At 45.5% G+C, this 20725-nt stretch carries 26 protein-coding genes; 6 read left to right on the top strand and 20 right to left on the bottom strand.

Translation table 11 applies throughout. The features are described from left to right. Positions 1 to 2: 2 nt before the first annotated feature. The 7 genes from ICN26_RS05215 to ICN26_RS05185 form a co-directional block, all read right to left on the bottom strand. Positions 3 to 857 carry a cytochrome c oxidase subunit 3 gene (locus ICN26_RS05215; RefSeq protein ID WP_216267402.1) on the bottom strand — a complete coding sequence of 285 codons (855 nt, stop codon included), beginning with the start codon at positions 855 to 857 and terminating at the stop codon, positions 3 to 5. A 29-nt stretch (positions 858 to 886) separates the two neighbouring features. Continuing rightward, positions 887 to 1060, bottom strand: a complete 174-nt coding sequence (locus tag ICN26_RS05210) for a DUF2970 domain-containing protein (RefSeq protein WP_255534387.1) — start codon at positions 1058 to 1060, stop codon at positions 887 to 889. Between the two features lie 17 nt (positions 1061 to 1077). Continuing rightward, complete coding sequence (locus ICN26_RS05205; protein WP_216267400.1) at positions 1078 to 1671, bottom strand: cytochrome c oxidase assembly protein; 594 nt, start codon at positions 1669 to 1671, stop codon at positions 1078 to 1080. Positions 1672 to 1687: 16 nt separating this feature from the next. Continuing rightward, positions 1688 to 1819 carry a cytochrome oxidase small assembly protein gene (locus ICN26_RS05200; protein WP_216267399.1) on the bottom strand — a complete coding sequence of 44 codons (132 nt, stop codon included), beginning with the start codon at positions 1817 to 1819 and terminating at the stop codon, positions 1688 to 1690. Beyond that, positions 1803 to 3422, bottom strand: coding sequence for a cytochrome c oxidase subunit I (ctaD, locus tag ICN26_RS05195; protein ID WP_216267398.1), 1620 nt, complete (start codon positions 3420 to 3422; stop codon positions 1803 to 1805). Before ctaD ends, ICN26_RS05200 begins: the two co-directional genes overlap by 17 nt. A 44-nt stretch (positions 3423 to 3466) precedes the next feature. After that, positions 3467 to 4540 carry a cytochrome c oxidase subunit II gene (gene coxB, locus ICN26_RS05190; RefSeq protein ID WP_255534413.1) on the bottom strand — a complete coding sequence of 358 codons (1074 nt, stop codon included), beginning with the start codon at positions 4538 to 4540 and terminating at the stop codon, positions 3467 to 3469. A gap of 264 nt (positions 4541 to 4804) precedes the next feature. Further along, positions 4805 to 5608, bottom strand: a complete 804-nt coding sequence (locus ICN26_RS05185; RefSeq protein ID WP_255534386.1) for a methyltransferase domain-containing protein — start codon at positions 5606 to 5608, stop codon at positions 4805 to 4807. A gap of 371 nt (positions 5609 to 5979) precedes the next feature. On the opposite strand from ICN26_RS05185, the gene ICN26_RS11010 reads away from it, so the two are divergent. Next, positions 5980 to 6384 (top strand): ComF family protein, encoded by a 405-nt coding sequence (locus tag ICN26_RS11010; protein ID WP_255534385.1) that lies wholly within the window; start codon positions 5980 to 5982, stop codon positions 6382 to 6384. A gap of 15 nt (positions 6385 to 6399) precedes the next feature. Beyond that, positions 6400 to 6870 (top strand): tRNA (uridine(34)/cytosine(34)/5-carboxymethylaminomethyluridine(34)-2'-O)-methyltransferase TrmL, encoded by a 471-nt coding sequence (trmL, locus tag ICN26_RS05175; RefSeq protein ID WP_216267394.1) that lies wholly within the window; start codon positions 6400 to 6402, stop codon positions 6868 to 6870. A gap of 5 nt (positions 6871 to 6875) precedes the next feature. Here the strand turns inward: trmL and ICN26_RS05170 are convergent, their stop codons facing one another. Genes ICN26_RS05170 through ICN26_RS05155 form a run of 4 tightly spaced genes read right to left on the bottom strand, consistent with a single transcriptional unit; the run spans position 6876 to position 9151 of the window. Beyond that, entirely contained in the window at positions 6876 to 7898 is a 1023-nt protein-coding gene (locus ICN26_RS05170) for an NAD(P)H-dependent glycerol-3-phosphate dehydrogenase (RefSeq protein WP_216267393.1), read from the bottom strand. 24 nt (positions 7899 to 7922) lie between these two features. Next, positions 7923 to 8444 (bottom strand): protein-export chaperone SecB, encoded by a 522-nt coding sequence (gene secB / locus ICN26_RS05165; protein ID WP_216267392.1) that lies wholly within the window; start codon positions 8442 to 8444, stop codon positions 7923 to 7925. A gap of 21 nt (positions 8445 to 8465) precedes the next feature. Next, positions 8466 to 8720, bottom strand: a complete 255-nt coding sequence (gene grxC / locus ICN26_RS05160) for a glutaredoxin 3 (protein ID WP_216267391.1) — start codon at positions 8718 to 8720, stop codon at positions 8466 to 8468. Between the two features lie 17 nt (positions 8721 to 8737). After that, positions 8738 to 9151 carry a rhodanese-like domain-containing protein gene (locus ICN26_RS05155; RefSeq protein ID WP_216267390.1) on the bottom strand — a complete coding sequence of 138 codons (414 nt, stop codon included), beginning with the start codon at positions 9149 to 9151 and terminating at the stop codon, positions 8738 to 8740. A 22-nt stretch (positions 9152 to 9173) separates the two neighbouring features. On the opposite strand from ICN26_RS05155, the gene gpmA reads away from it, so the two are divergent. Genes gpmA through ICN26_RS05140 form a run of 3 tightly spaced genes read left to right on the top strand, consistent with a single transcriptional unit; the run spans position 9174 to position 12085 of the window. Then, a complete protein-coding gene (gene gpmA / locus ICN26_RS05150; RefSeq protein WP_216267388.1) occupies positions 9174 to 9863 on the top strand; it encodes a 2,3-diphosphoglycerate-dependent phosphoglycerate mutase in 690 nt (229 codons plus the stop codon). 14 nt (positions 9864 to 9877) lie between these two features. After that, positions 9878 to 11311 carry a S41 family peptidase gene (locus tag ICN26_RS05145; protein ID WP_216267386.1) on the top strand — a complete coding sequence of 478 codons (1434 nt, stop codon included), beginning with the start codon at positions 9878 to 9880 and terminating at the stop codon, positions 11309 to 11311. Between the two features lie 21 nt (positions 11312 to 11332). Then, entirely contained in the window at positions 11333 to 12085 is a 753-nt protein-coding gene (locus tag ICN26_RS05140; protein WP_216267384.1) for a HesA/MoeB/ThiF family protein, read from the top strand. Positions 12086 to 12089: 4 nt separating this feature from the next. Here the strand turns inward: ICN26_RS05140 and ptsP are convergent, their stop codons facing one another. The 8 genes from ptsP to ICN26_RS05100 all read right to left on the bottom strand — a co-directional run bounded on the left by ptsP (position 12090) and on the right by ICN26_RS05100 (position 19609). Further along, on the bottom strand, positions 12090 to 13841 hold the full coding sequence (gene ptsP / locus ICN26_RS05135) for a phosphoenolpyruvate--protein phosphotransferase (RefSeq protein ID WP_216267383.1): 1752 nt from the start codon (positions 13839 to 13841) through the stop codon (positions 12090 to 12092). 2 nt (positions 13842 to 13843) lie between these two features. Continuing rightward, the gene (locus ICN26_RS05130) at positions 13844 to 14113 is read right to left on the bottom strand and encodes an HPr family phosphocarrier protein (protein WP_216267381.1); all 270 of its coding nucleotides are present in this window, start codon (positions 14111 to 14113) and stop codon (positions 13844 to 13846) included. A gap of 8 nt (positions 14114 to 14121) precedes the next feature. Continuing rightward, positions 14122 to 14556, bottom strand: a complete 435-nt coding sequence (locus ICN26_RS05125; RefSeq protein ID WP_216267379.1) for a PTS sugar transporter subunit IIA — start codon at positions 14554 to 14556, stop codon at positions 14122 to 14124. Positions 14557 to 14558: 2 nt separating this feature from the next. Next, positions 14559 to 15500, bottom strand: a complete 942-nt coding sequence (gene gshB / locus ICN26_RS05120; RefSeq protein WP_216267377.1) for a glutathione synthase — start codon at positions 15498 to 15500, stop codon at positions 14559 to 14561. A 17-nt stretch (positions 15501 to 15517) separates the two neighbouring features. Continuing rightward, positions 15518 to 16816, bottom strand: a complete 1299-nt coding sequence (gene gshA / locus ICN26_RS05115; protein ID WP_216267375.1) for a glutamate--cysteine ligase — start codon at positions 16814 to 16816, stop codon at positions 15518 to 15520. Positions 16817 to 16922: 106 nt separating this feature from the next. After that, positions 16923 to 18380 (bottom strand): ammonium transporter, encoded by a 1458-nt coding sequence (locus ICN26_RS05110; protein ID WP_216267373.1) that lies wholly within the window; start codon positions 18378 to 18380, stop codon positions 16923 to 16925. Between the two features lie 13 nt (positions 18381 to 18393). Next, positions 18394 to 18732 (bottom strand): P-II family nitrogen regulator, encoded by a 339-nt coding sequence (locus ICN26_RS05105; protein WP_011903792.1) that lies wholly within the window; start codon positions 18730 to 18732, stop codon positions 18394 to 18396. Positions 18733 to 18757: 25 nt separating this feature from the next. Next, positions 18758 to 19609 carry a TorF family putative porin gene (locus tag ICN26_RS05100; protein ID WP_216267371.1) on the bottom strand — a complete coding sequence of 284 codons (852 nt, stop codon included), beginning with the start codon at positions 19607 to 19609 and terminating at the stop codon, positions 18758 to 18760. A 260-nt stretch (positions 19610 to 19869) separates the two neighbouring features. Here ICN26_RS05100 and ICN26_RS05095 point away from each other — a divergent pair, with 260 nt between their 5' ends. Next, entirely contained in the window at positions 19870 to 20124 is a 255-nt protein-coding gene (locus ICN26_RS05095) for an accessory factor UbiK family protein (RefSeq protein WP_215325890.1), read from the top strand. Between the two features lie 25 nt (positions 20125 to 20149). Here ICN26_RS05095 and ICN26_RS05090 read toward each other — a convergent pair whose 3' ends face one another. Next, the gene (locus tag ICN26_RS05090) at positions 20150 to 20725 is read right to left on the bottom strand and encodes a hypothetical protein (RefSeq protein WP_216267369.1); all 576 of its coding nucleotides are present in this window, start codon (positions 20723 to 20725) and stop codon (positions 20150 to 20152) included.

The raw sequence follows: 20725 nt of genomic DNA, 5'->3' as shown, positions 1-20725 counted from the left end.
CCTTACATCCAGTAAACAGCGATGTACAGACCAAGCCAAACGACGTCAACAAAGTGCCAATACCAAGCAGCACCCTCAAACGCAAAATGGTTTTCAGCAGTAAAGTCGCCGCGGATCATGCGACGGAGAACAATCGCCAACATCAAGCCGCCAAGGAATACGTGGAAGCCATGGAAACCAGTCAACATAAAGAAGGTTGAGCCATAAACGCCTGAAGTTAACTTTAAGTTCAAGGCATGATATGCATGGTAGTACTCATACATCTGAAAGCCCAAGAAGATAATGCCAAGACCAACGGTAGCAGCCAAGCCGTTGATCGCTTTCTTCATGTGATTTTCACGAATCGCGTGGTGAGCGTAAGTTACGGTCACGCCAGAAGATAAGAGTAATAAGGTATTAATAGTCGGAATCGGCCATGGGCCCATGGTCGTAAATTTCTCTACTAAACCAGCAGGGCCATCATTTGGCCATACAGCCTGGAAATTCGGCCAAAGCAATTTGCTTTCCACATCACCCATCCATGGCATCGCAATATTGCGCGCATAGAACAATGCAGAAAAGAATGCGGCAAAGAACATGATCTCGGAGAAGATGAACCAGGCCATAGACCAACGATAAGAAATATCGACGTTTACGCCATTCTTACCTGAGTTGGATTCAGCAATGGTGTCTCCGAACCACTTGTAAAGAACAACTAACACCCAAAGTACACCGACTGCAGTCACTGGGCCGCCCCAAGCTGCGTGGTTTACCCAGCCAGACATGCCAGCAGCAAAAGCAAGCAAACCTATGGCTGCCGAAGCTGGATGACTAGATAGTCCAGGAACGAAATAGTAAGGGGTTGAATTGGATGACATCTTATTCTCTCTATTCAATCAAAAAATAATCAATGGGACACAACTGCTTTAACTATCAAAAGGAGAATGCCCATAAAAATCAAGGCACCTAAAACTCCTGCAATAATAATGTGGACAAAACTTAATGAAGCAACATCTTTTTGTAAACCTGATTTTTTACGCACACCTAAGAAGGCCCACAAGACCGCGATCATAGATTGCATAAATGAACTTTTCTTACTCATGAAGCTGATTTTGATTTAGGTGTTGTTGAGCCGGCTGGCTGCTGACCAACCCCCAATTCAAAGAAGGTGTAAGACAAAGTAATTGTTTTCACATCAGCAGGTAAGCCGGCATCAATGACAAACACGACTGGCATCTTCTTCATTTCATGAGGCGCCAAAGTTTGCTGCTGAAAACAAAAACACTCTAGTTTGGTAAAGAATTCCATGGCGCTTTTCGGTGCATAGCTTGGAATAGCTTGAGCCTCAACAGGACGGCTTAAATTATTGGTAACCTCATAAACAATCTCGGTCATTTCACCTGGATGCACTTCCAAGTAGTTCTTTACTGGGCGGAACGTAAAAGGACCACGGCTATTAGAGTCAAACTCAATAGTCACCTTACGAGAATGGTCGACCTGGGTATTACCAACCTTATTTGCACTGTAGGCACGAATACCGTAGTCGTTCTTACTAGTGACCACATTAATGCCGGTTACCTCACACAAAGCTTTATACATTGGCACTAGTGCATAACCAAAACCAAACATCATGACTGAAGCTATCAAGAGCTTCAGCAAGATTTGGCGGTTAATGGAGGCAATAGCAGACATGAGTATTCAGCGGGCTTTAACCCAATAAGCCGCGTTTAATCAGGATGCCTAGAAAGAACGCTAGAACAACAGTCAAAAGAATAAAGCCCAATCTACGATTACTGGCAGATTGGGATTTGTGCGCTGCTACTTTAGATTCCTGCAGCATTTAACTCTGCAGTAGTTGGAGGTGTTTCAAATGTGTGGTGTGGTGCTGGCGATGGAACTGTCCACTCCAAACCTTTGGCGCCATCCCATGGCTTCATTGAAGCTTTTACACCCTTGCCGTTATAAGCTGGCAGAACAACAAACAACAGGAAGTAAACCTGAGACAAACCAAAACCAAGTGCGCCAATCGATGCGATCGTATTAAAGTCAGCAAACTGCGTTGGGTAGTCTGCATAACGACGTGGCATACCTGCCAAGCCCAGGAAGTGCATTGGGAAGAAAGTGATGTTAAAGAAAATCATGGAGGTCCAGAAGTGGATCTTGCCGCGAGTTTCATTAGCCATATAGCCAGTCCACTTTGGACACCAGTAATAGAAACCAGCAAACATCGCAAACAAGGAGCCGGCTACTAAGACGTAGTGGAAGTGAGCAACAACGTAATACGTATCTTGCAAGCCAATATCAATTGGCGCCATCGCTAGAATCAATCCAGTGAAGCCGCCCATCGTAAATACGAAAATAAATCCGACTGACCACAACATTGGAGTTTCAAAGGTCATGGAACCTTTCCACATAGTTGCAACCCAGTTGAAAATCTTTACGCCTGTTGGAACTGCAATCAACATCGTGGCATACATAAAGAACAACTGGCCAGTAACCGGCATGCCAGTTGCAAACATATGGTGAGCCCAAACAATGAATGACAAGATCGCAATGGATGAGGTTGCATAAACCATTGAGCTATAACCAAACAAAGTTTTTCTTGAGAAAGCGGGAATGATTTCGCTCACAATTCCGAATGCTGGAAGAATCATGATGTAAACCTCTGGATGACCAAAGAACCAGAAAATATGCTGGAACATAATTGGATCACCACCGCCAACTGCGGAGAAGAAAGAAGTACCGAAGTGACGATCTGTCAAAACCATGGTGATCGCACCTGCCAGAACTGGCATAACAGCAATCAACAAGTAAGCAGTGATCAACCATGTCCAGCAGAACATGGGCATCTTCATCAAAGTCAAGCCAGGAGCGCGCATGTTCAAGATGGTCACGATGATATTAATCGAGCCCATGATTGAAGAAGCACCTAATAAGTGAAGTGCAAAGATGGCCATATCCAAACCTGGGCCCATCTGTGATGTCAGTGGAGCATATAAAGTCCAACCGCCAGCAGGAGCACCGCCAGGAGCTAAGAATGAACCAAACAGTAAACAAGCAGCTACTGGCAAAATCCAGAAGCTAAAGTTATTCATACGAGCAAAAGCCATATCGGATGCGCCGATTTGCAAAGGAATCATCCAGTTCGCAAATCCAACGAAGGCTGGCATGATGGCGCCGAACACCATTACCAAACCGTGCATGGTGGTTAACTGGTTAAAGAACTCCGGGCGCAAAAATTGCAAACCTGGTTGGAACAACTCCAAACGAATACCCAAAGCCATTACACCGCCAGCTAGCAAGCTGATAAACGAGAAGATCAGGTACATCGTACCAATATCTTTATGGTTAGTTGCAAACAACCAACGGCGCCAGCCATGTGGCGTATGGTCATCATGCGCATGGTCGTGTGCGTGATCGTGGGTAGTTGAAATGGTGCTCATGGATTACTCCGGTTTAGTTTGATCTGTATAAATTCTTAAAATAATTACTTGCCAGCACGTGCAGAAACAATATCTTGGGTCTGAATCACTTCACCCGTTTTATTGCCCCATGCATTACGGGTGTAGGTCATCACTGCAGCAATATCGCCATCAGAAATCACACCAGCCCACTTAGGCATTGCACCCTTGCCATTAATCAGGATGTCGTATTGAGCCGCCTTTGGTCCAAGCACCATCTTGCTTCCATCTAGTGCTGGGAAGGCACCAGCACCTTTGCCGTTTGGCTGGTGGCATGCTGCGCAATTGGATGCGTAAACCTTGGCGCCACGATCCTTCTGCTCATCCAAGGCGTAAACCTTAGTTGGGTCATCCGAAGCGGAGCCCATTTCTTTTTTCTTCTCATCTACCCACTTGGTGTAATCCTCTTGGGAAACTACCTTCACTACGATCGGCATAAAAGCATGTTGTGCGCCGCATAACTCTGAACATTGACCACGGTAAGTGCCGATTTTTTCTGCACGGAACCAGGTGTCACGAACAAAACCAGGGATTGCATCCTGCTTCACGCCAAACGCTGGAACTGCCCAAGCATGGATCACGTCATTTGCAGTGGTAATAATGCGAATCTTCTTACCTACAGGCACAACCATCTCATTATCAACTTCCATCAAATATGTATTTGATTTTGGTGCCAAGTTATTAACAGCTTCGCGTGAAGTGGACAAGGTAGATAAGAAATTAATTCCCTCGCCCTCGCCCTTGATGTAGTCGTAACCCCATTTCCACTGATAGCCAGTCGTTTTAATAGTGATATCTGAATTGGTGGTGTCCTTCATTGCTACAACTGTCTTGGTTGCTGGCAAAGCCATACCAATAACGATCAGCAATGGAATAACTGTCCAAATGATCTCAACAGTGGTGCTCTCGTGAAATGATGCAGATTTGGCACCCAAAGATTTACGGTGCTTCAAGATGGAATAAAACATCACACCAAATACGCCCACAAAAATGAGCGCGCAGATGATCAACATCATCCAATGCAACCAATGAATCTCTGCCATGATTTTTGTGGCTGGGGCAGTGAAATTCAGCTGATTCACTGCTGGACCACCCTGCATATCTTCAGCCGCACGTGCAAATGCAGTGCCAAAGGCTGCTACAAAATAGAGCGAAGCCCTAGTGACTTTTACAAATAAATTCATCTTATTCTCTGTTTATTGTCGTGAACTTCTGCTGAAATACACCCTCAGGAAGCCCAAAAAAACGGTATCAAGCAATTCAACTAGCGCTAATTATAGGGTTAATTAGGCTCAAGAACAAACGGGGCTACCTATGCCACCCTCAATCTTGGCAATGGTTTAAAAGATAGTGAATACTTACACTTAAGCAGAATCATTCCTAGTCTTGCGCCCTATTTGATTTAAATCAATATAAGCGACATCATCTTGCACCTTAGCGAGGTTCTTACCCAAAGCCCAGGCATGTCCATAAACCACCTCTAAAGTGAGTTTTTGAGGTAATTGGGTGGCTATGACGCTATTTTGATAAGTGGAACCAAGCAAATTAAGTGCTCTTGCGTCTGATAGAAGAATGCTGTCAGAGTCATAATCCAAACCCAAAAACTCCATATCCATCACAGGGTCAGAAAAACGCTCACCCAGCAGGGCATCTCCCATATCGTGCATATCCCATGGGCTAGCCAAGTTTTGAATGGGTAATTGTTGCGCCAAGAGTTCGGATCTGAGTTCTTTGGCAGTATCTGGACCTAGATAGCTAAATGTGAGTAATCCACCTTCTTTGAGTACTCGCCGGCACTCCTGCAAAAAATGCTTAGGATCAACTAAATCCTGAATCAAGAGAACGCTCACTACTAAATCTACAGAATTACTAGGAAGATTAATGCGACCTGTTTTCTTGTAGTCATCGAGGGATACAACAGACGCTGACTTCATTCTTGAATTCCAAAAACGATTCGCCCTCAATTTAAATAAATTAAAACCCGATAGTTCAGTTTCGGGAGCACTGTGAAAACGAATTCCCGGAAAGCGTTTTGTCAGAAAAGAACTATGTACCCCAGGGAAATCTGGAATTAGCAAAATGTCTTGTGGTTCTAATTTTACGATGTCTAATTTTTGCAACATACGCGTTGCAATTTCATTCTGAAGCCATCTGATTGATTGGGTCATTGACTCAGTATACTCAGCGACCCATGCATCCAATAGAGAATATTTTCCAAGCAATTTGTTCTCACCTACTACCAAGCGCGTGCATTGTTTGCGGGACATATCAGCGGCGCACACTCTGCCTTGATTGCCTCATCCAATTAGAATCAGATCAGTTATCCAATTACGAATGCTGTCAGCAATGCGGTCTTACTCTTGAAGTTAGTGAGCTGACAGAAAAATGCTGCCGCGAGTGCATTAAGAGCCCACCCTACTTTGATGAAACTCACTGTCTTGATCGCTACGAGGGTAGATTGCAATCTGCCTTGCATCTACTCAAATATCAGCGACGTCTTGCTTGCGCACATGGACTGGCATCAGCATGGAATCAACTAATGAGTCGTAGCTTAAATAATTTACAAGCAGACTATCTCCTACCAGTGCCGTTGAGTCCAGAAAAATTATGTTCTCGCGGCTTTAATCAAAGCTGGGAATTAGCTAGGCGGATTGATTGTGACGAAGATACCCATAAAAACCCACACATCTTAAGACGCCATCACCATAACCAGCATCAAGCCAAAGAGAATCGCGCTAATCGTCAAATAGCTATTCGAGATATGTTCTATATCAACCCTCAATTCCAAGGCCAACTAGAATCCTCTACAGTAATTGTGTTTGACGATGTCATGACTAGCGGAGCAACCTTAAATGAAATCGCTCGCGTATTGAAGGACAATGGGGCATCTCATGTTACTAATTGGGTTCTTCTACGAACGCTGTACCCAGTCTCAAGAAGTTAATATAAAGCTCGGCACATGTTTAATATCGTTTTATTCGAACCAGAAATTCCACCCAACACGGGCAACATCATTCGCCTGTGTGCAAATACGGGCGCAAAGCTACATCTCATCGAACCGCTCGGCTTTCCAATGGAAGATGCCAAACTGCGTAGGGCTGGCCTGGACTATCACGAGTTTGCTAAAGTAAAAGTTCATCAAAACTGGGCGCAATTTCTGGCTGATGAACAACCTCAGCCTGAGCGTATTTTTGCCTTGACCACCAAGGGTTCTGGTAAGTTTCATGATGGCAAATATTTGCCTGAGGATTATTTTGTTTTTGGTTCAGAGACCAAAGGCATCACCGAAGAAGTCAGAAGCTCAATTTCACGCCCCAACCAAATACGCTTAGCAATGCAAGATAGCAGTCGCAGCTTGAATCTCTCGAATACGGTGGCGATTGTAGTTTATGAAGCTTGGCGGCAAAACGGATTATTGGGTGGAAGTTAAAGAACTTAAACTTCAAGCTTGGGGTCGCGCCCCATCAGTTTTTTCACTGCTTCATGTGGCGATAGTTTTCCAGATAGAACTGCGCCCATCATAGTGGTAATTGGCATCTCAACACCCAAACGCGTAGCGAGATTGCCGACAGCAGAGGCACATAAGACACCCTCAGCAACATGTCCTAAGTTATCTAAAATTTCAGGCAAGGGTTTTCCTGCTGCAAGCGCTAAGCCAACACGACGATTACGAGAGAGATCACCAGTAGCCGTCAAGATCAAATCGCCTACGCCGGTAAGACCCATACAGGTCTCTGGTCTGCCACCAGCTGCTTTTACTAAACGCATCATTTCTGCAAGACCGCGAGTTAATACTGCAGCGCGTGCATTTAAGCCAAGATCTAAGCCATCGCCAATACCCGCTGCAATCGCTAAAACGTTTTTAATAGCGCCACCTAGTTCGACACCAACTAAGTCATCGCTGGCATAGATGCGCATATTGCCATGGTGGAAGGCGCCTTGAACAATGTCGCACAAGGTATTGGATTGACTAGCGACGGTTAATGCGCAAGGCATACCATTAGCAACTTCTTGCGCAAAACTAGGTCCTGATAGAGCGCCATAAGAATGACGTATGCCATGACTGTGTAGTTGATCTTCGCGTTCGACCACTTGATGCGGTAACAAGGTGGTGCTAGGCTCTAGCCCCTTGCACAACCAAACAATATTGAGCGGATGTTTTGCGAGGCGCAATACCTGTGCCACTGTTTCTGATAAACCGGACATCGGGGTAGCAATCACCAAAAGATCGTTTTCAGAAAGGCGTTCGATGGCTCGCTCAAAACTCACCTCCAATTGCAAACTCTTAGGCAAAGGGACACCAGGCAAATAGCCTGTGTTTGCACCTGACTGCTGCATACCCTCAATTTGCTCAATGCGTCGAGACCAAAGACAAACGTCGCCCGGCTGAAGATAGCGAGCAGCTTGCGCTGCCATGGCTGTGCCCCACGAACCAGCTCCAAGCAGCGTCACTTTCATGATCTGTGAGCTTTAAAGGCCAGCTTAGTGAGGAAGAATGATTTTGCTTTCATCGGCTGAGCTACTTTCCGTTGCAGCTCCTTGCGCAGCCTGCATCAGGCGATGTTCATACATACCATGGAAATTAATCTCATTCAAATGAATTGGCTGGAAACCAGCGCGGCTAATAATGTCAGCAATATTTGAGCGCAGATAAGGGTACAAAATTGTTGGGCAAGCAATACCTAACATGGGATCAATTTGCTCTGCAGGAATATTACTAAATTCAAAAACACCTGCTTGTTTTGCCTCAACCAAGAAGAGCACTTTGCTCTCCACCTTAGCGGTTACTGTTGAAATTAAGGCAACCTCAAAAATTTCATCGCCCAAGCGAGTAACCGCAACATCAACCTCCACCTCAATTTGAGGCTCTGCCGCAACTAATAAAATTTGCGGAGCGTTTGGTTGCTCTAAAGATAAATCCTTGAGGTAGATCCGTTGAATACGAAAACCAGGTTCTTTTGAATTATCAGCTGCATCTGGAGTGGAAGTAGTTTGTTCAGTCATAGAAACTTTCTGAGTAAATTTTTAAGCTAGTAGTGGATCAAGTTGGCCAGCACGATCTAGGGCAACCAGGTCGTCATAACCGCCAACGTGGGTCTCACCGATGTATATCTGTGGCACTGTACGACGACCAGTGCGGGTCATCATGATCTCGCGCTGCGCAGGATCCCGATCAATCAGAATCTTCTCTAAATTGGCAACACCCTTCTTGTTCAGAAGCTTCTCTGCCATAACGCAATACGGACAAACTTGAGTGCTATACATCGTGACTGATGGCATATCTGAGACTCGCTAAGTTATTTAACCAATGGCAAGGCTGCGGCTTGCCAGCCTTGAACGCCACCATCTAGGACTGCAACTTCTGGGAACCCCAGCTTATTTAGCTCTGGGACAAGCTTGCGAGCATTCGCACCAGACTGACAGACCAAAATAATGGGATTGTTACGATCTAGCTTGAGCTTATCTATTCCAGATGGAATTTGCTCAGCCAAAATATGCTTTGATCCTGGAAGATGGCCAATCTTAAAATCGGATGCTGGACGCAAGTCCAAAACAGCTGCTTTACGACGATTTATCCAAATAGTCGCTTCTGTAGGCGATAAGCCTTTTCCGCCAATAAGCGTAGATAATGTGGGAAGGAAGAGCGCTGCACCCGTAACCAGCAGGAGGGCAATAAGCGCTAAATTATCAATTTGTGTAAGAAAGTTCATCACCGGATTATAGAATGGCTCTATGAAACAACTTGTCCTTATTCGTCATGGCGAATCCGCCTGGAACCTTGAAAACCGATTTACTGGCTGGGCGGACGTTGACTTAACCCCTAAGGGCATTGAACAGGCCCTTAAAGCAGGTGAAAACCTCCGTAAAGCTGGCTATGAATTTGATGTGGCTTACACCTCAGTACTCAGAAGAGCTATTCGTACCCTGTGGCATGTTCAAGACGCTATGGACCTCATGTGGTTGCCAGTGGTGCATAGCTGGAGACTGAACGAGCGTCACTATGGTGCCCTCACAGGTCTAAATAAAGCCGAAACTGCCCAACAATACGGAGATGCACAAGTTCATATTTGGCGTCGCTCCTACGATATACGCCCACCGCTCCTAGAAAAAGATGATGAGCGTAATCCGCAAAATGATCCACGTTACACAAAACTCAGTAATTCGGATATCCCCCTGGGAGAGTGCCTTAAAGACAATGTCGAGCGTGTATTGCCCCTTTGGAATGAATCGATCGCTCCCGCCCTCAAAGCAGGTAAGCGCGTATTGCTTGTCGCACATGGCAATAGCATTCGCTCTCTAATTAAGTATCTCGACCAGGTTTCCGATAAAGACATTATGGAAATCAATGTTCCCAATGGCATCCCGCTGATTTATGAGCTCGATGACAATCTCAAACCTATTCAGCATTTTTATTTGGATTAAGGTAAAACAGAAATATGCGCGTATTTTTCAAAAACTTTGCCCTAGTCTCTGTCGGCCTCATCGCCGGGGTTGCAGCCACTATCCAGCTCTCAGCCACAGCTCAACAGGGCACGACACTTCCTTTAGATGAGTTGCGCACACTGTCGAATGTCTTTGCGCAAATCAAGCGGGAGTATGTTGAGCCGATTGAAGATAAACAATTACTAACTGATGCAGTCAAGGGCATGGTGAGCAGTCTTGATCCTCACTCCACCTATCTTGATAAAAAAGACTTCTCTGAAATGCAAGAGCAAACTAGCGGTAAATTTGCTGGTCTTGGCATTGAAATCACTTCCGAAGATGGCGTTGTCAAAGTACTTAATCCGATTGAAGATAGTCCTGCTGCGCGCGCTGGCTTGCAAGCTGGTGATCTCATTACGCGCTTAGACGACAAACCAGTTCGCGGAATGTCGCTAGATAAAGCAGTACGCACCATGCGCGGTACGCCAGGCACAAAAATTACCTTGACCGTCTTCCGTAAGAGCGAAGAGCGCAGCTTTCCGGTAACCATTACCCGCGCTGAAATTAAAGTGCAATCGGTCAAAGCCAAAATTTTGGATAACAATATCGCTTGGGTAAGAGTGACGAGCTTTCAAGAACGTACCATTCCTGATCTTGCCAAGAAGTTAACTGAGCTTGCAAATCAAGATCCCAAAATGAAGGGCATCATTCTTGATCTCAGAAACAATGGTGGCGGCTTATTACAAGGCGCAGTTGGTGTTGCTGCTGCTTTCTTGCCAGCAGATGCTGTCATCGTTTCTACAAAAGGTCAGACAGCAGACTCTAAGCAGGTGTTTAATGCAACACCGGCGATGTATCGCCTCAGTGAGCCCGGTGATCCACTGGCTGGAGTTCCAGCAATGTATAAAAAATTACCGATGGTAGTTTTAGTAAATGCCTATTCAGCATCAGCGTCTGAAATTGTGGCTGGCGCATTACAAGATTACAAGCGTGCAACCATCATTGGTAAAACGACTTTCGGTAAGGGCTCTGTACAAACAGTTCGTCCGTTGACCAATGACTCAGCATTGAAAATCACTACGGCGTATTACTACACACCAAGTGGCAAATCAATTCAAGCTTATGGCATCAAACCCGATATCGCAGTGGATCAAAATAAAGATGGTGATCCTGATGATGTATTGATCACTCGCGAGATCGATAGCGAGAAGCATTTGCGTAACAAGCAATCTTCAGAAGAAAAACTAGCCTCTGAACGAGAAAAGCGTCGGCTAGAAGAGTTACAACGCATTGAAGAAAAAAATGCCAAGAAGACTCCTGAAGAGAAAGAAAAAGAAAAGTCGAAGAAGCCAGTTGAGCTGGGCGGTGTAGATGACTTCATGCTTACTCAGGCAGTCGCATTTATCAATGGTGAGCCTGTAAAACGCTCGGCCTCTAAGCTAGAGTAAGTTTTAGCATTAGGCATATATATGAATGATGAGCAGCTGCTTCGCTACTCGCGGCATTTACTACTGGAAGAAATTGATGTTGCTGGACAAGAGCAGCTTCTTGGATCGCACATTTTGATCATTGGTGCTGGTGGACTAGGAAGCGCTGCTGCACCTTATTTGGCCGCTGCTGGAGTGGGAAAAATAACGCTGGTTGATCATGACCAAGTCGAACTCACTAATTTGCAGCGACAAATCATGCATACCCAGAACTCTATTGGTAGAAATAAAGTAGATTCTGGCAAGCAATTTTTACAAAGCCTGAATTCCGCTCTCACGATTAATGCAATCGCAGAAAAGGCTTCGGAAGATTTACTAAACACACTCTTGCCGGCAGCTCATCTCGTTTTAGATTGCACGGATAACTTTGCTACCCGCCAGCTTATCAATCAAGTCTGCTTTATTCATAAGATTCCACTCATCTCCGGATCCGCACTCAAATTTGATGGTCAACTCAGTGTCTTTGATTTTCGTAGCAAAGCATCGCCCTGCTACGCCTGCCTTTTTTCTCCGGAGGAACAGTTTGAAGAAGTCAGCTGCGCAAGCATGGGTATCTTCTCCCCTCTCGTTGGTATTATTGGCGCAATGCAAGCGGCCCAAGCCCTTCAGGTATTAATTGGCTTTGGTCAGCCTCTCGTTGGAAGAATGTTGCTGTGGAATGCTATTAATACTCAGATTGATGAGATTCGCATTACTCGCAATCCCGCCTGTACAGTATGCGGCTCCCAGCACTAGAGAATTAAGAAAGCAAATACTCCAAAGCTTTGGCCTGCTCTTCGGGCTCATAAGCGCGAAGAACCCTAGGAGCACGCGTCTTTAGTAGTCCTACATTTGCATTCAATATCTCACGCTTGACCAACAACAGTTGACTAAAGTGCATAGAAAAATCGGTCAGCCCAAAGGCAAGCAATAGTTTTGTTAACGCAGGGTCGCCGGCCATCTCGCCGCAAACAGCAATCGGCACATCAGCACGCTTAGCTTGATCTATGATGCTAAACAGCAAATTCAAAATGGCTGGATGCAAAGGATCATATAAATGTGCTACCGCGTGATCTGCGCGATCAATTGCCAAGGTGTACTGAATCAAGTCGTTAGTGCCAATAGAAAGAAAATCGAATCGATTGATAAATAACGGTAGCATCAAAGCAGCTGCCGGAATTTCAATCATTGCGCCAACTTGAATATTTGGATTAAATGCCTGGCTACGCTGATGTAATTGCTGCTTAGCTTTTTCAATCAACCTAAATGTTTCATCGATTTCTTTGGCATGGGCAAGCATCGGAATCATGATGCGCGCCTGACCATGAGCCGATGCACGCAAAATCGCCCTAAGTTGCGTTAAAAAGATTTCAGGCTCTGTCAAAGACCAGCGAATAGCACGCAATCCAAGAGGTGACGTACCAGTTTGAGAAACATCGCCACCACCACCGAGAGCCTTATCGGCACCAACATCAATGGTTCTAATATTGACGGGCAGACCATGCATTAAATCGACTACGCGACGGTATTCTTGATACTGCCGCTCTTCATCAGGCAAGGCCTGCTTGCGATCCATAAATAAAAATTCAGAGCGAAATAAACCAACACCTACAGCACCCAACTTCACTGCCTGAATAGCATCTTCGGGCAATTCAATATTGGCAGATAACTCAATCTCGACACGATCAGCTGTTTCTGTCTTGGAATGCTTTAACTGCTTTAGCTTGCGAGCCTCTTTTAATGCTTGAGCTTGTAGTTTTCGATACTCGGCAAGAAGTTGTTCATCGGGCGCAACAACGACAACCCCATGCTCTCCATCCAATATCAGCCAATCACCATGACGAATCATTTCACTGGCGTGCCGTACACCGACTACTGCAGGAATTTCCATGCTGCGCGCAACAATGGCGGTATGAGAGGTCTTACCACCGAGATCCGTTACAAACCCCGTAAAGGCATGCTCTTTAAAACGCAGCATGTCATGAGGAGCAATGTCGTGGGCAACAATAATCGACTCAATACCGATATCGCTTGCAGGCAAAAATTCAGCATCATTTAAAGGATCTTTTTGCTGGGCATTCAAGGCCTTAATAACGCGCTCTGCCACCTGACGAATATCGTTAGCACGCTCTTTTAAATAGGTGTCCTCAATGCCTGCAAATTGCTCTAAAAGATCATTGAGCTCGGTTGTTAAGGCCCAAGCAGCATTTAACCTCTGAGTGCGAATTAATTTAATAGGCTTTTCGGCCAAAGCAGGGTCAGCTAAGATCATGCCGTGAACATCTAAGAACGCAGCCATTTCTTGTGGCGCGTCTTTAGGTAAACCTTGACGCAACTGCTCCAATTCCTGGCGCACCTGCTCAAAAGCATCTAATAATTTTTGGGCCTCAACTTCTTCTTTGCCGACTTCAACTAAGTAATGACTAACCTCTAATGCAGCACGCGATATCAGTACGGCCTTTCCAATGGCAATGCCCTTGGAAACTGCTATTCCGTGCAAAGCAAAAGTCATCCTTATTCGCCCTCACCAAATCGATCATTGATTAATGCAGTTAAAGCTTGCATTGCCGCATCTTCTTTTTCCCCAACAGTTTCTAGAGTGACTGTACTTCCAATACCAGCGGCCAGCATCATGACACCCATAATGCTTTTAGCATTGATTTGACGACCATTACGGGACAATAAGACTTCGCAAGGAAATTCAGCAGCAAGCTGCGATAGCTTGGCTGATGCTCGAGCATGTAAGCCCAACTTATTAATAATTTCGATTTCAGCAACAGGCATATCGAGTCCTATTTCTCTGTAGTAGCTTGTGGGGTTTTAGAACCTAAACGCAGGATGCCATTTTGGCCACCTTGTAGCGCTTTATGCGCCAATTCTTCCAAGCCCTCGCCGCGATGGGAGATACATCGCATCAACATAGGTAAATTGAGTCCCGCTAAAACAACTACGGGGGCATTCAAGCCTGATAGCGGGCCCAGAGCTTCAAGCTTAGACGCTACATTGGCTGGAGTGGCACCCATCACATCAGTCAAAATTAAAACGCCCTGACCTGAATTTACTCCGTAGGCCGCTTTTAAGACCCGATCGAAACTGACTTTTATATCTTCGTAGGGCGGAACGTCGACAGCCCTCACTCTCTCTGGCGCCACACCGAAAGCATGCTCAGCAAAACCAAGCATTGCACTTGCTACCGGGGTATGGGCAACGATGACGATTCCAACCATGTTTATGTCAATGCCTTTTCAAGCGCGGTTAACCAAAATTTTGGGACATCAAATCCACTTTGCTCGGTAATCTCTACAAAACAAGTTGGGCTGGTCACATTAATTTCTGTGACATACGCACCAATTAAATCTAATCCTACCAAGAATAAGCCTCGGGCATTCAAAATGGGGGCCAAGCGCTCAGCAACTTTTATCTCGGCATCTGTCAGTGGCATTGCCACACCCTTACCGCCAGCAGCCAAATTGCCTCGGATTTCACTGCCCTGCGGAATACGAGCTAATGAAAATGGTACTACCTGACCACCGATCAGCAATACTCGTTTATCACCTTGCATGATCTCCGGCAAGAATCTTTGAACCATCAAAGTACGTGCACCATTCTCACCTAGTGTCTCAACAATGCTAGCAAGATTTAAGGCATCTGGCCCAACGCGGAATACACCCATACCACCCATACCGTCTAAGGGCTTAATCACAATATCTTGATGCTCTTGATGAAACACCTCAATCGCACTGAGTTCGCGTGTTACTAAAGTTGGCGGAATGAGTTCCGGAAACTCGGTGATGGATATCTTTTCAGAATGATCTCGAATAGCAGTTGGATTATTAAATACTCTCGCACCCTGACGAACCGCAGCCGACAATAGCCACGTGGTATTAAGATATTCAATATCAAATGGCGGGTCTGAGCGCATCATGACTGCGCTGAAAGTATTGAGTGGGCGATCTTCTACAGAGCCCAATTCAAACCATGTAGTACCGCCTGGTTTGATGTCGAGAGACTGGCAATCTGCCACTACAAAATCGTTTCTCCATAGAATATTGCGACTTTCGCAAAACCAAAGTTGATGCCCCGCTTCTTGCGCAACTCGCATCATTGCTAAAGTGGAATCCTTACTAATCTTAAAAGATGCTAAAGGATCCGCAATGAAAAGCAGGTTCATATCAGTATCCGAATAAATTAAGCAGCTTCAGCATTAGGATCAGAGCGCTCTAGCTCTAGAGAGGCCGCCAGTAAGGCTAGACGAGCGACGACACCATATAGATAAAAACGATTTGGCGGTGCGCTGCCAGGCTTTGCACCTAAATCTGGGATAGAGTTTTGCTCAAATGCCAAGGGTACAAAATGCATGCCTGGGGCATTCAAATTCTCATCAGGGCCGCGGTCAGTGTGCACCCGATAGAAGCCACCAATCACATAGCGATCGATCATGTACACCACTGGCTCCGCAACAGCTTCATTGACCTTCTCGAAGGTATAGACACCCTCTTGAATCAAAACATCACTTACCTCAAGACCTTCTTTTACAACACTCATTTTATTGCGGTCTTTGCGGTTAAGGTCTTTAAGTTGCGCGGGGTCACTCACCACCATCACACCCATGCCATATGTACCAGCATCTGCTTTGACAACAACGTAAGGTTTCTCTTTAATGCCGTACTCGCGATATTTTTTGGCAGTCTTCTTTAAAACTTTCTCGACAGCAGCTTGTAATTCTTCTTCGCCCTTGCGCTCATGAAAGTTCACATCAGAGCAGCTAGCAAAATAAGGATTAATCATCCAGGGGTCAATATCAACTACCTTCGCAAACTTCTTAGCAACCTCATCGTAAGCAGTAAAGTGCTTAGACTTGCGGCGCACATGCCAGCCAGCATGCAGACCCGGCAAGAGATACTGCTCGTGTAGATTTTCTAAGATCGGAGGAATGCCTGCTGATAAATCGTTGTTCAGCAAAATTGAACAAGGGTCAAAATCTTTTAATCCAAGACGTTGCTTCTTTAGACCCAAACGAGACAAAGGCTCCATCAAGAGACGATTGCCATCGGGCAAGTCAATCCAAGTTGGCTTTTTAATTTCATCAGACAAAGTGCCCAGGCGGACATTCAGACCGGCTTGACGCAAGATCGAAGATAAGCGCGCGATATTCTGTAAATAGAAAGTATTGCGAGTGTGTCTCTCAGGTATTAATAGTAAATTTTTTGCTTCCGGGCAAATCTTCTCGATTGCCGCCATTGCTGCCTGAACTGCTAAAGGCAACATTTGGGGTGAGAGGTTATTAAAGCCACCAGGGAAGAGGTTGGTATCAACTGGTGCAAGCTTAAAGCCGGCGTTACGCAAGTCAACTGAGCAGTAAAACGGCGGAGTGTGCTCTTGCCACTCAAGCCTGAACCAGCGCTCAATCGTTGGAGTTGCTTCTAATACCTTCGACTCGAGATCGTGAAGAGGGCCGCTAAGGGCAGTGATGAGATGTGGAACCATTTCACCATTGTAAGATTTTTTAAAAGAAAGACGCGGAATCCGAGGATCCCGCGCTTAAAAACTGGGCAGCCTACTAAAGCCGCCCAGTGAGGGGTAAAACAGCTAATTAAGACTCGTAAGCGGACTCACCGTGTGAGCTGATGTCCAAACCTTCACGCTCTTCATCTTCTTTAACTCGCAGGCCAACCACAATATCAACCAATTTGAAGGCGATATAAGAAACAACGCCCGACCAAATTAAGGTCACGATCACGCCTTGGCTCTGAATCCATAATTGGCTAGCGATGGAGTAATCAGGGGCTGCAGCATTCGCTACATAATCCCAAATACCTGTTCCACCTAAAGCTGGGTCTGCAAACACACCGGTTAACAAAGCGCCCAAGATACCGCCAACGCCGTGCACACCGAATACGTCTAAGCTGTCATCTGAACCCAAAAGCTTCTTGAGACCAGAAACACCCCACAAGCAGATAGCGCCAGCAGCAGCACCGATTACTAGGGCGCCCATTGGACCAACGAAACCAGCAGCAGGAGTAATCGCAACTAAACCTGCTACGCAACCAGATGCGCCACCCAACATGGAAGGCTTTCCTTTAAGAACCCACTCAGCTACAGACCAGCTCAATACTGCTGCAGCGGTTGCCAATAATGTGTTTACGAATGCCAAGGCTGCACTACCGTTTGCTTCGAGAGCAGAACCGGCATTAAAACCAAACCAACCGAACCACAAGAGTGAAGCACCAATCATTACGAATACTAAGTTGTGTGGCTTCATCGCTTCTTTGCCGTAACCTAAACGTTTGCCGACTACGAATGAACCTACCAAACCTGCAATCGCAGCATTGATGTGAACAACGGTACCGCCAGCAAAGTCGAGAACACCCTTCTGCCACAACCAACCAGCACGCGCTGTGATTGCTTCAAGTGATGCAGCATCTTTGATGTCATCAGGACCAGGCCAGAACCAAACCATGTGAGCGATTGGCAAGTAGCTGAAAGTGAACCAAAGAATTACAAACAACACGATTGCAGAAAACTTAGCACGCTCAGCAAATGAACCAACGATCAAGCAGCAAGTAATCGTTGCAAATGCAGCTTGGAAGGCCATAAATACATACTCAGGAATCACAATGCCTTTGCTAAATGTTGCGGCAACGGAGTCTGGAGTAATACCAGCTAAGAACAAACGATCGAGTCCACCAATGAATGCGCCACCTTCAGTAAATGCAAAGCTGTATCCATAGAGAGACCACAACACCGTAATTAACGCAAATACAAACATACACTGTACAAGTACAGAAAGAATGTTTTTGCTACGTGTTAAACCGCCGTAAAACAAAGCCAAACCAGGCAATGTCATCAAGATGACTAATGCTGTACACACTAGTATCCAAGCTGTATCACCTTTATTTGGGACTAATGCAGGAGCAGCAGCAACTGCAGCTGCAGCAGCAACTGGCTTAGCCTCATCAGCAAAAGCCGGTGAAGCTACCATCACACTAGTCGCACCAATAGCTAAGGCCATTGCGCTTCCAGCTAGGAGTCGTTTCATCCAAGTTAACATTTTGAACCTCTCTTTAAAGTGCTGACGCGCCGGTTTCACCGGTACGAATGCGAATGACGTGTTCAACTGGGGAGACAAAAATCTTGCCATCGCCAATTTTTCCAGTACGAGCAGATTTTTCAATTGCTTCAATCGCTCGCTCCAAGATGCCATCTTCAACAGCAGCTTCAATTTTTACTTTCGGCAAAAAGTCGACTACATACTCAGCACCGCGATACAACTCAGTGTGACCTTTTTGACGGCCAAAGCCTTTAACTTCAGTGACGGTAATGCCCGAAACTCCCACTTCTGAGAGAGCTTCGCGCACTTCGTCAAGCTTGAAGGGCTTGATGATTGCGGTAATTAATTTCATACGTTTCTCCGTTCAGAGGAAGGAATTAGAAAGTTTTTGTGAGCGCTACAACGGCACCTGGACGACCAGCAGATCCGTTTGCAGTGCCTCCATTTGTACCGCCTGTATATGTGCTCCACCAGCTAGGATTAGCGTTGGTCGAAACATAAGCTGCTGACAGTGAAAGACCCCCGCCAAAATCTTTAGTTGCGCCCAATTTAAAATCGGTATAGCTAATATTTTTGTTGGTATTGCTAATTCCGCCCTGAGATCCCGGCTGACCAGCAACGTACTGATAACCAATGTGTCCGTTTAAAGTGATACCCCAAACACCAGTGTCATAGTTTGCCGTTAAATCAGGATAGTAAGATCCGGTGCTGCTTGGAATGCCGAAAATATTGGTAAGCGCATAGTTCAATTTGACAAAACCACTTACAGGGCCGAATGTGAAGTTCTGAGCAGCGTACAGCTCAGTGGTGTTTGGATTCACCATATTGCCGTTATAGTTTTTTCCAGTTTGGTTGTAGTAATACTGCAAGATACCGAAGTCAGAAGCAAAACCTTCGCCAATTAATTCCTTCTTAAAGCCGCCGTAGAAATCCATTTCCAGCGGGGCTCTTACGCCTCCAGCTGTTGTATTGGAAATCCAATTAATCGAACTGTTCCAGTTGCCAATATAAAGACCGCTTTCATGAGCGTAATCAAAGCCGCCTTGAATGGCAGGCTGATAGTTTGACTGTGTGATACCACGGTAACGATAGTCGTTTGTTACTGTCACGTTGGCTGTAACAGGACTAACTTCTGGAGCCTCAGCTGCAGGAGCTGTCTGTGCAAATGCTGCCGTTGCGAATAAGCCAGAAGCTGCAAGAGCGATGGCTGTCTTTTGAATCGTTTTCATATGAAACTCCTTAGTGGTCATAAAAAAGGGATGAATGCTTTATTGCATGGAGTGATCATGAATCTTGGGCTCCCCCTGAATTTGCTGCAATTCCCCTAAATAAGGCTTATGCCCAACTTTGGTGCTTGGATATGCCCCATTTTCGTTCATTTTGGTGCACGTATAGCATTTTTTACCTGGTTTCGGCTGTTTTTAGCCCAACAACTTAAAATACCATCTGTATCTTTTAAGCAAATTTCAATAGAACGGCGGTCAGCATTATGCAAAAACCAGGTGAAATCCTAGAACAAATCCAGCGTATTGCTAGCGATATGCAAAACAAGGTTGGCGATGCCATTCGTAATTCACCAGCGCAAGAGATTGAAAAGAATGTGCGCGCCATGATGAATCAAGGTTTTCAGAAAATGGACTTGGTTACTCGCGAAGAGTTTGAGCTGCAATCTAAAGTGCTGGCCAAGACTAGAGAAAAGTTAGAAGCTCTCGAAGCTAAAGTAGCCGCCCTCGAAAAGTCTTAAGCAGAATTTTTGTTTCATCTGGAAACTATTCCGGATGAAACTCATCAAAGAAACTTGAGTACGCCTCTTCAGAGAAAAACGTTTTGGCATCCACTCGTGCTGGTGCAGTATGCAAAACCGAGATCTGATAAATCCAAAGTCCGTTGTCTGGCGTCATTCTGGTGATCCAACGAACTCGCATTGACTGCTCTACCCTGCCCGAAGATTTAAATTCTAAAAAATAATCTTTCGTAGCAGCACGCTGTTTATTTGCAGTCCGATAAAGCGCATCAATACTAACGGCACTCTCCAGAGTTACATTTGCGCGGTTCAATAAGTTACCTTGCACCTGCTCTAATAAATTAGGCGCTAGGCTAGCTTGCTCTTGACTCAAACGAATCGCACCCACCGAATAAATATCATCATCAATTTTGACTGCTTCCAAGGTTTGTGGAATTTCTTGATTTTGATAAGGTAGTCGTCGCTCAATCTTTTCAGGCTTACCTGGAAAGAGAGCGCTATAACCCTCTTGTGGAGACTGCACAGTCCGCCAATCTAATTTAGGACTACAAGCAGAAAGTAGAAATGCAAGTGCCAGAACTACGCCAAACTTTTGAAGCAT

This window comes from Polynucleobacter hallstattensis (genome assembly GCF_018881835.1).
GTDB lineage: Bacteria > Pseudomonadota > Gammaproteobacteria > Burkholderiales > Burkholderiaceae > Polynucleobacter > Polynucleobacter hallstattensis.
This window is presented reverse-complemented; position numbering and strand designations above follow the sequence as displayed.

Excerpts from the sequence above, each read along its gene's own strand:
- ICN26_RS05105 (WP_011903792.1), bottom strand. The coding sequence starts at position 18,732 with ATGAAATTAATTACCGCAATCATCAAGCCCTTCAAGCTTGACGAAGTG.
- gshA (WP_216267375.1), bottom strand. The coding sequence starts at position 16,816 with ATGGTTCCACATCTCATCACTGCCCTTAGCGGCCCTCTTCACGATCTC.
- ICN26_RS05095 (WP_215325890.1), top strand. The coding sequence starts at position 19,870 with ATGCAAAAACCAGGTGAAATCCTAGAACAAATCCAGCGTATTGCTAGC.
- ICN26_RS05210 (WP_255534387.1), bottom strand. The coding sequence starts at position 1,060 with ATGCAATCTATGATCGCGGTCTTGTGGGCCTTCTTAGGTGTGCGTAAA.
- ICN26_RS05130 (WP_216267381.1), bottom strand. The coding sequence starts at position 14,113 with ATGCCTGTTGCTGAAATCGAAATTATTAATAAGTTGGGCTTACATGCT.
- ICN26_RS05100 (WP_216267371.1), bottom strand. The coding sequence starts at position 19,609 with ATGAAAACGATTCAAAAGACAGCCATCGCTCTTGCAGCTTCTGGCTTA.
- ICN26_RS05090 (WP_216267369.1), bottom strand. The coding sequence starts at position 20,725 with ATGCTTCAAAAGTTTGGCGTAGTTCTGGCACTTGCATTTCTACTTTCT.
- ICN26_RS05185 (WP_255534386.1), bottom strand. The coding sequence starts at position 5,608 with ATGACCCAATCAATCAGATGGCTTCAGAATGAAATTGCAACGCGTATG.
- ptsP (WP_216267383.1), bottom strand. The coding sequence starts at position 13,841 with ATGACTTTTGCTTTGCACGGAATAGCAGTTTCCAAGGGCATTGCCATT.
- ICN26_RS05215 (WP_216267402.1), bottom strand. The coding sequence starts at position 857 with ATGTCATCCAATTCAACCCCTTACTATTTCGTTCCTGGACTATCTAGT.
- ICN26_RS11010 (WP_255534385.1), top strand. The coding sequence starts at position 5,980 with ATGAGTCGTAGCTTAAATAATTTACAAGCAGACTATCTCCTACCAGTG.
- ICN26_RS05200 (WP_216267399.1), bottom strand. The coding sequence starts at position 1,819 with ATGCTGCAGGAATCTAAAGTAGCAGCGCACAAATCCCAATCTGCCAGT.
- trmL (WP_216267394.1), top strand. The coding sequence starts at position 6,400 with ATGTTTAATATCGTTTTATTCGAACCAGAAATTCCACCCAACACGGGC.
- gshB (WP_216267377.1), bottom strand. The coding sequence starts at position 15,500 with ATGAACCTGCTTTTCATTGCGGATCCTTTAGCATCTTTTAAGATTAGT.
- ctaD (WP_216267398.1), bottom strand. The coding sequence starts at position 3,422 with ATGAGCACCATTTCAACTACCCACGATCACGCACACGACCATGCGCAT.
- ICN26_RS05205 (WP_216267400.1), bottom strand. The coding sequence starts at position 1,671 with ATGTCTGCTATTGCCTCCATTAACCGCCAAATCTTGCTGAAGCTCTTG.
- ICN26_RS05125 (WP_216267379.1), bottom strand. The coding sequence starts at position 14,556 with ATGGTTGGAATCGTCATCGTTGCCCATACCCCGGTAGCAAGTGCAATG.
- coxB (WP_255534413.1), bottom strand. The coding sequence starts at position 4,540 with ATGCAGGGTGGTCCAGCAGTGAATCAGCTGAATTTCACTGCCCCAGCC.
- ICN26_RS05145 (WP_216267386.1), top strand. The coding sequence starts at position 9,878 with ATGCGCGTATTTTTCAAAAACTTTGCCCTAGTCTCTGTCGGCCTCATC.
- ICN26_RS05110 (WP_216267373.1), bottom strand. The coding sequence starts at position 18,380 with ATGTTAACTTGGATGAAACGACTCCTAGCTGGAAGCGCAATGGCCTTA.
- grxC (WP_216267391.1), bottom strand. The coding sequence starts at position 8,720 with ATGCCATCAGTCACGATGTATAGCACTCAAGTTTGTCCGTATTGCGTT.
- ICN26_RS05170 (WP_216267393.1), bottom strand. The coding sequence starts at position 7,898 with ATGAAAGTGACGCTGCTTGGAGCTGGTTCGTGGGGCACAGCCATGGCA.
- ICN26_RS05140 (WP_216267384.1), top strand. The coding sequence starts at position 11,333 with ATGAATGATGAGCAGCTGCTTCGCTACTCGCGGCATTTACTACTGGAA.
- ICN26_RS05155 (WP_216267390.1), bottom strand. The coding sequence starts at position 9,151 with ATGAACTTTCTTACACAAATTGATAATTTAGCGCTTATTGCCCTCCTG.
- secB (WP_216267392.1), bottom strand. The coding sequence starts at position 8,444 with ATGACTGAACAAACTACTTCCACTCCAGATGCAGCTGATAATTCAAAA.
- gpmA (WP_216267388.1), top strand. The coding sequence starts at position 9,174 with ATGAAACAACTTGTCCTTATTCGTCATGGCGAATCCGCCTGGAACCTT.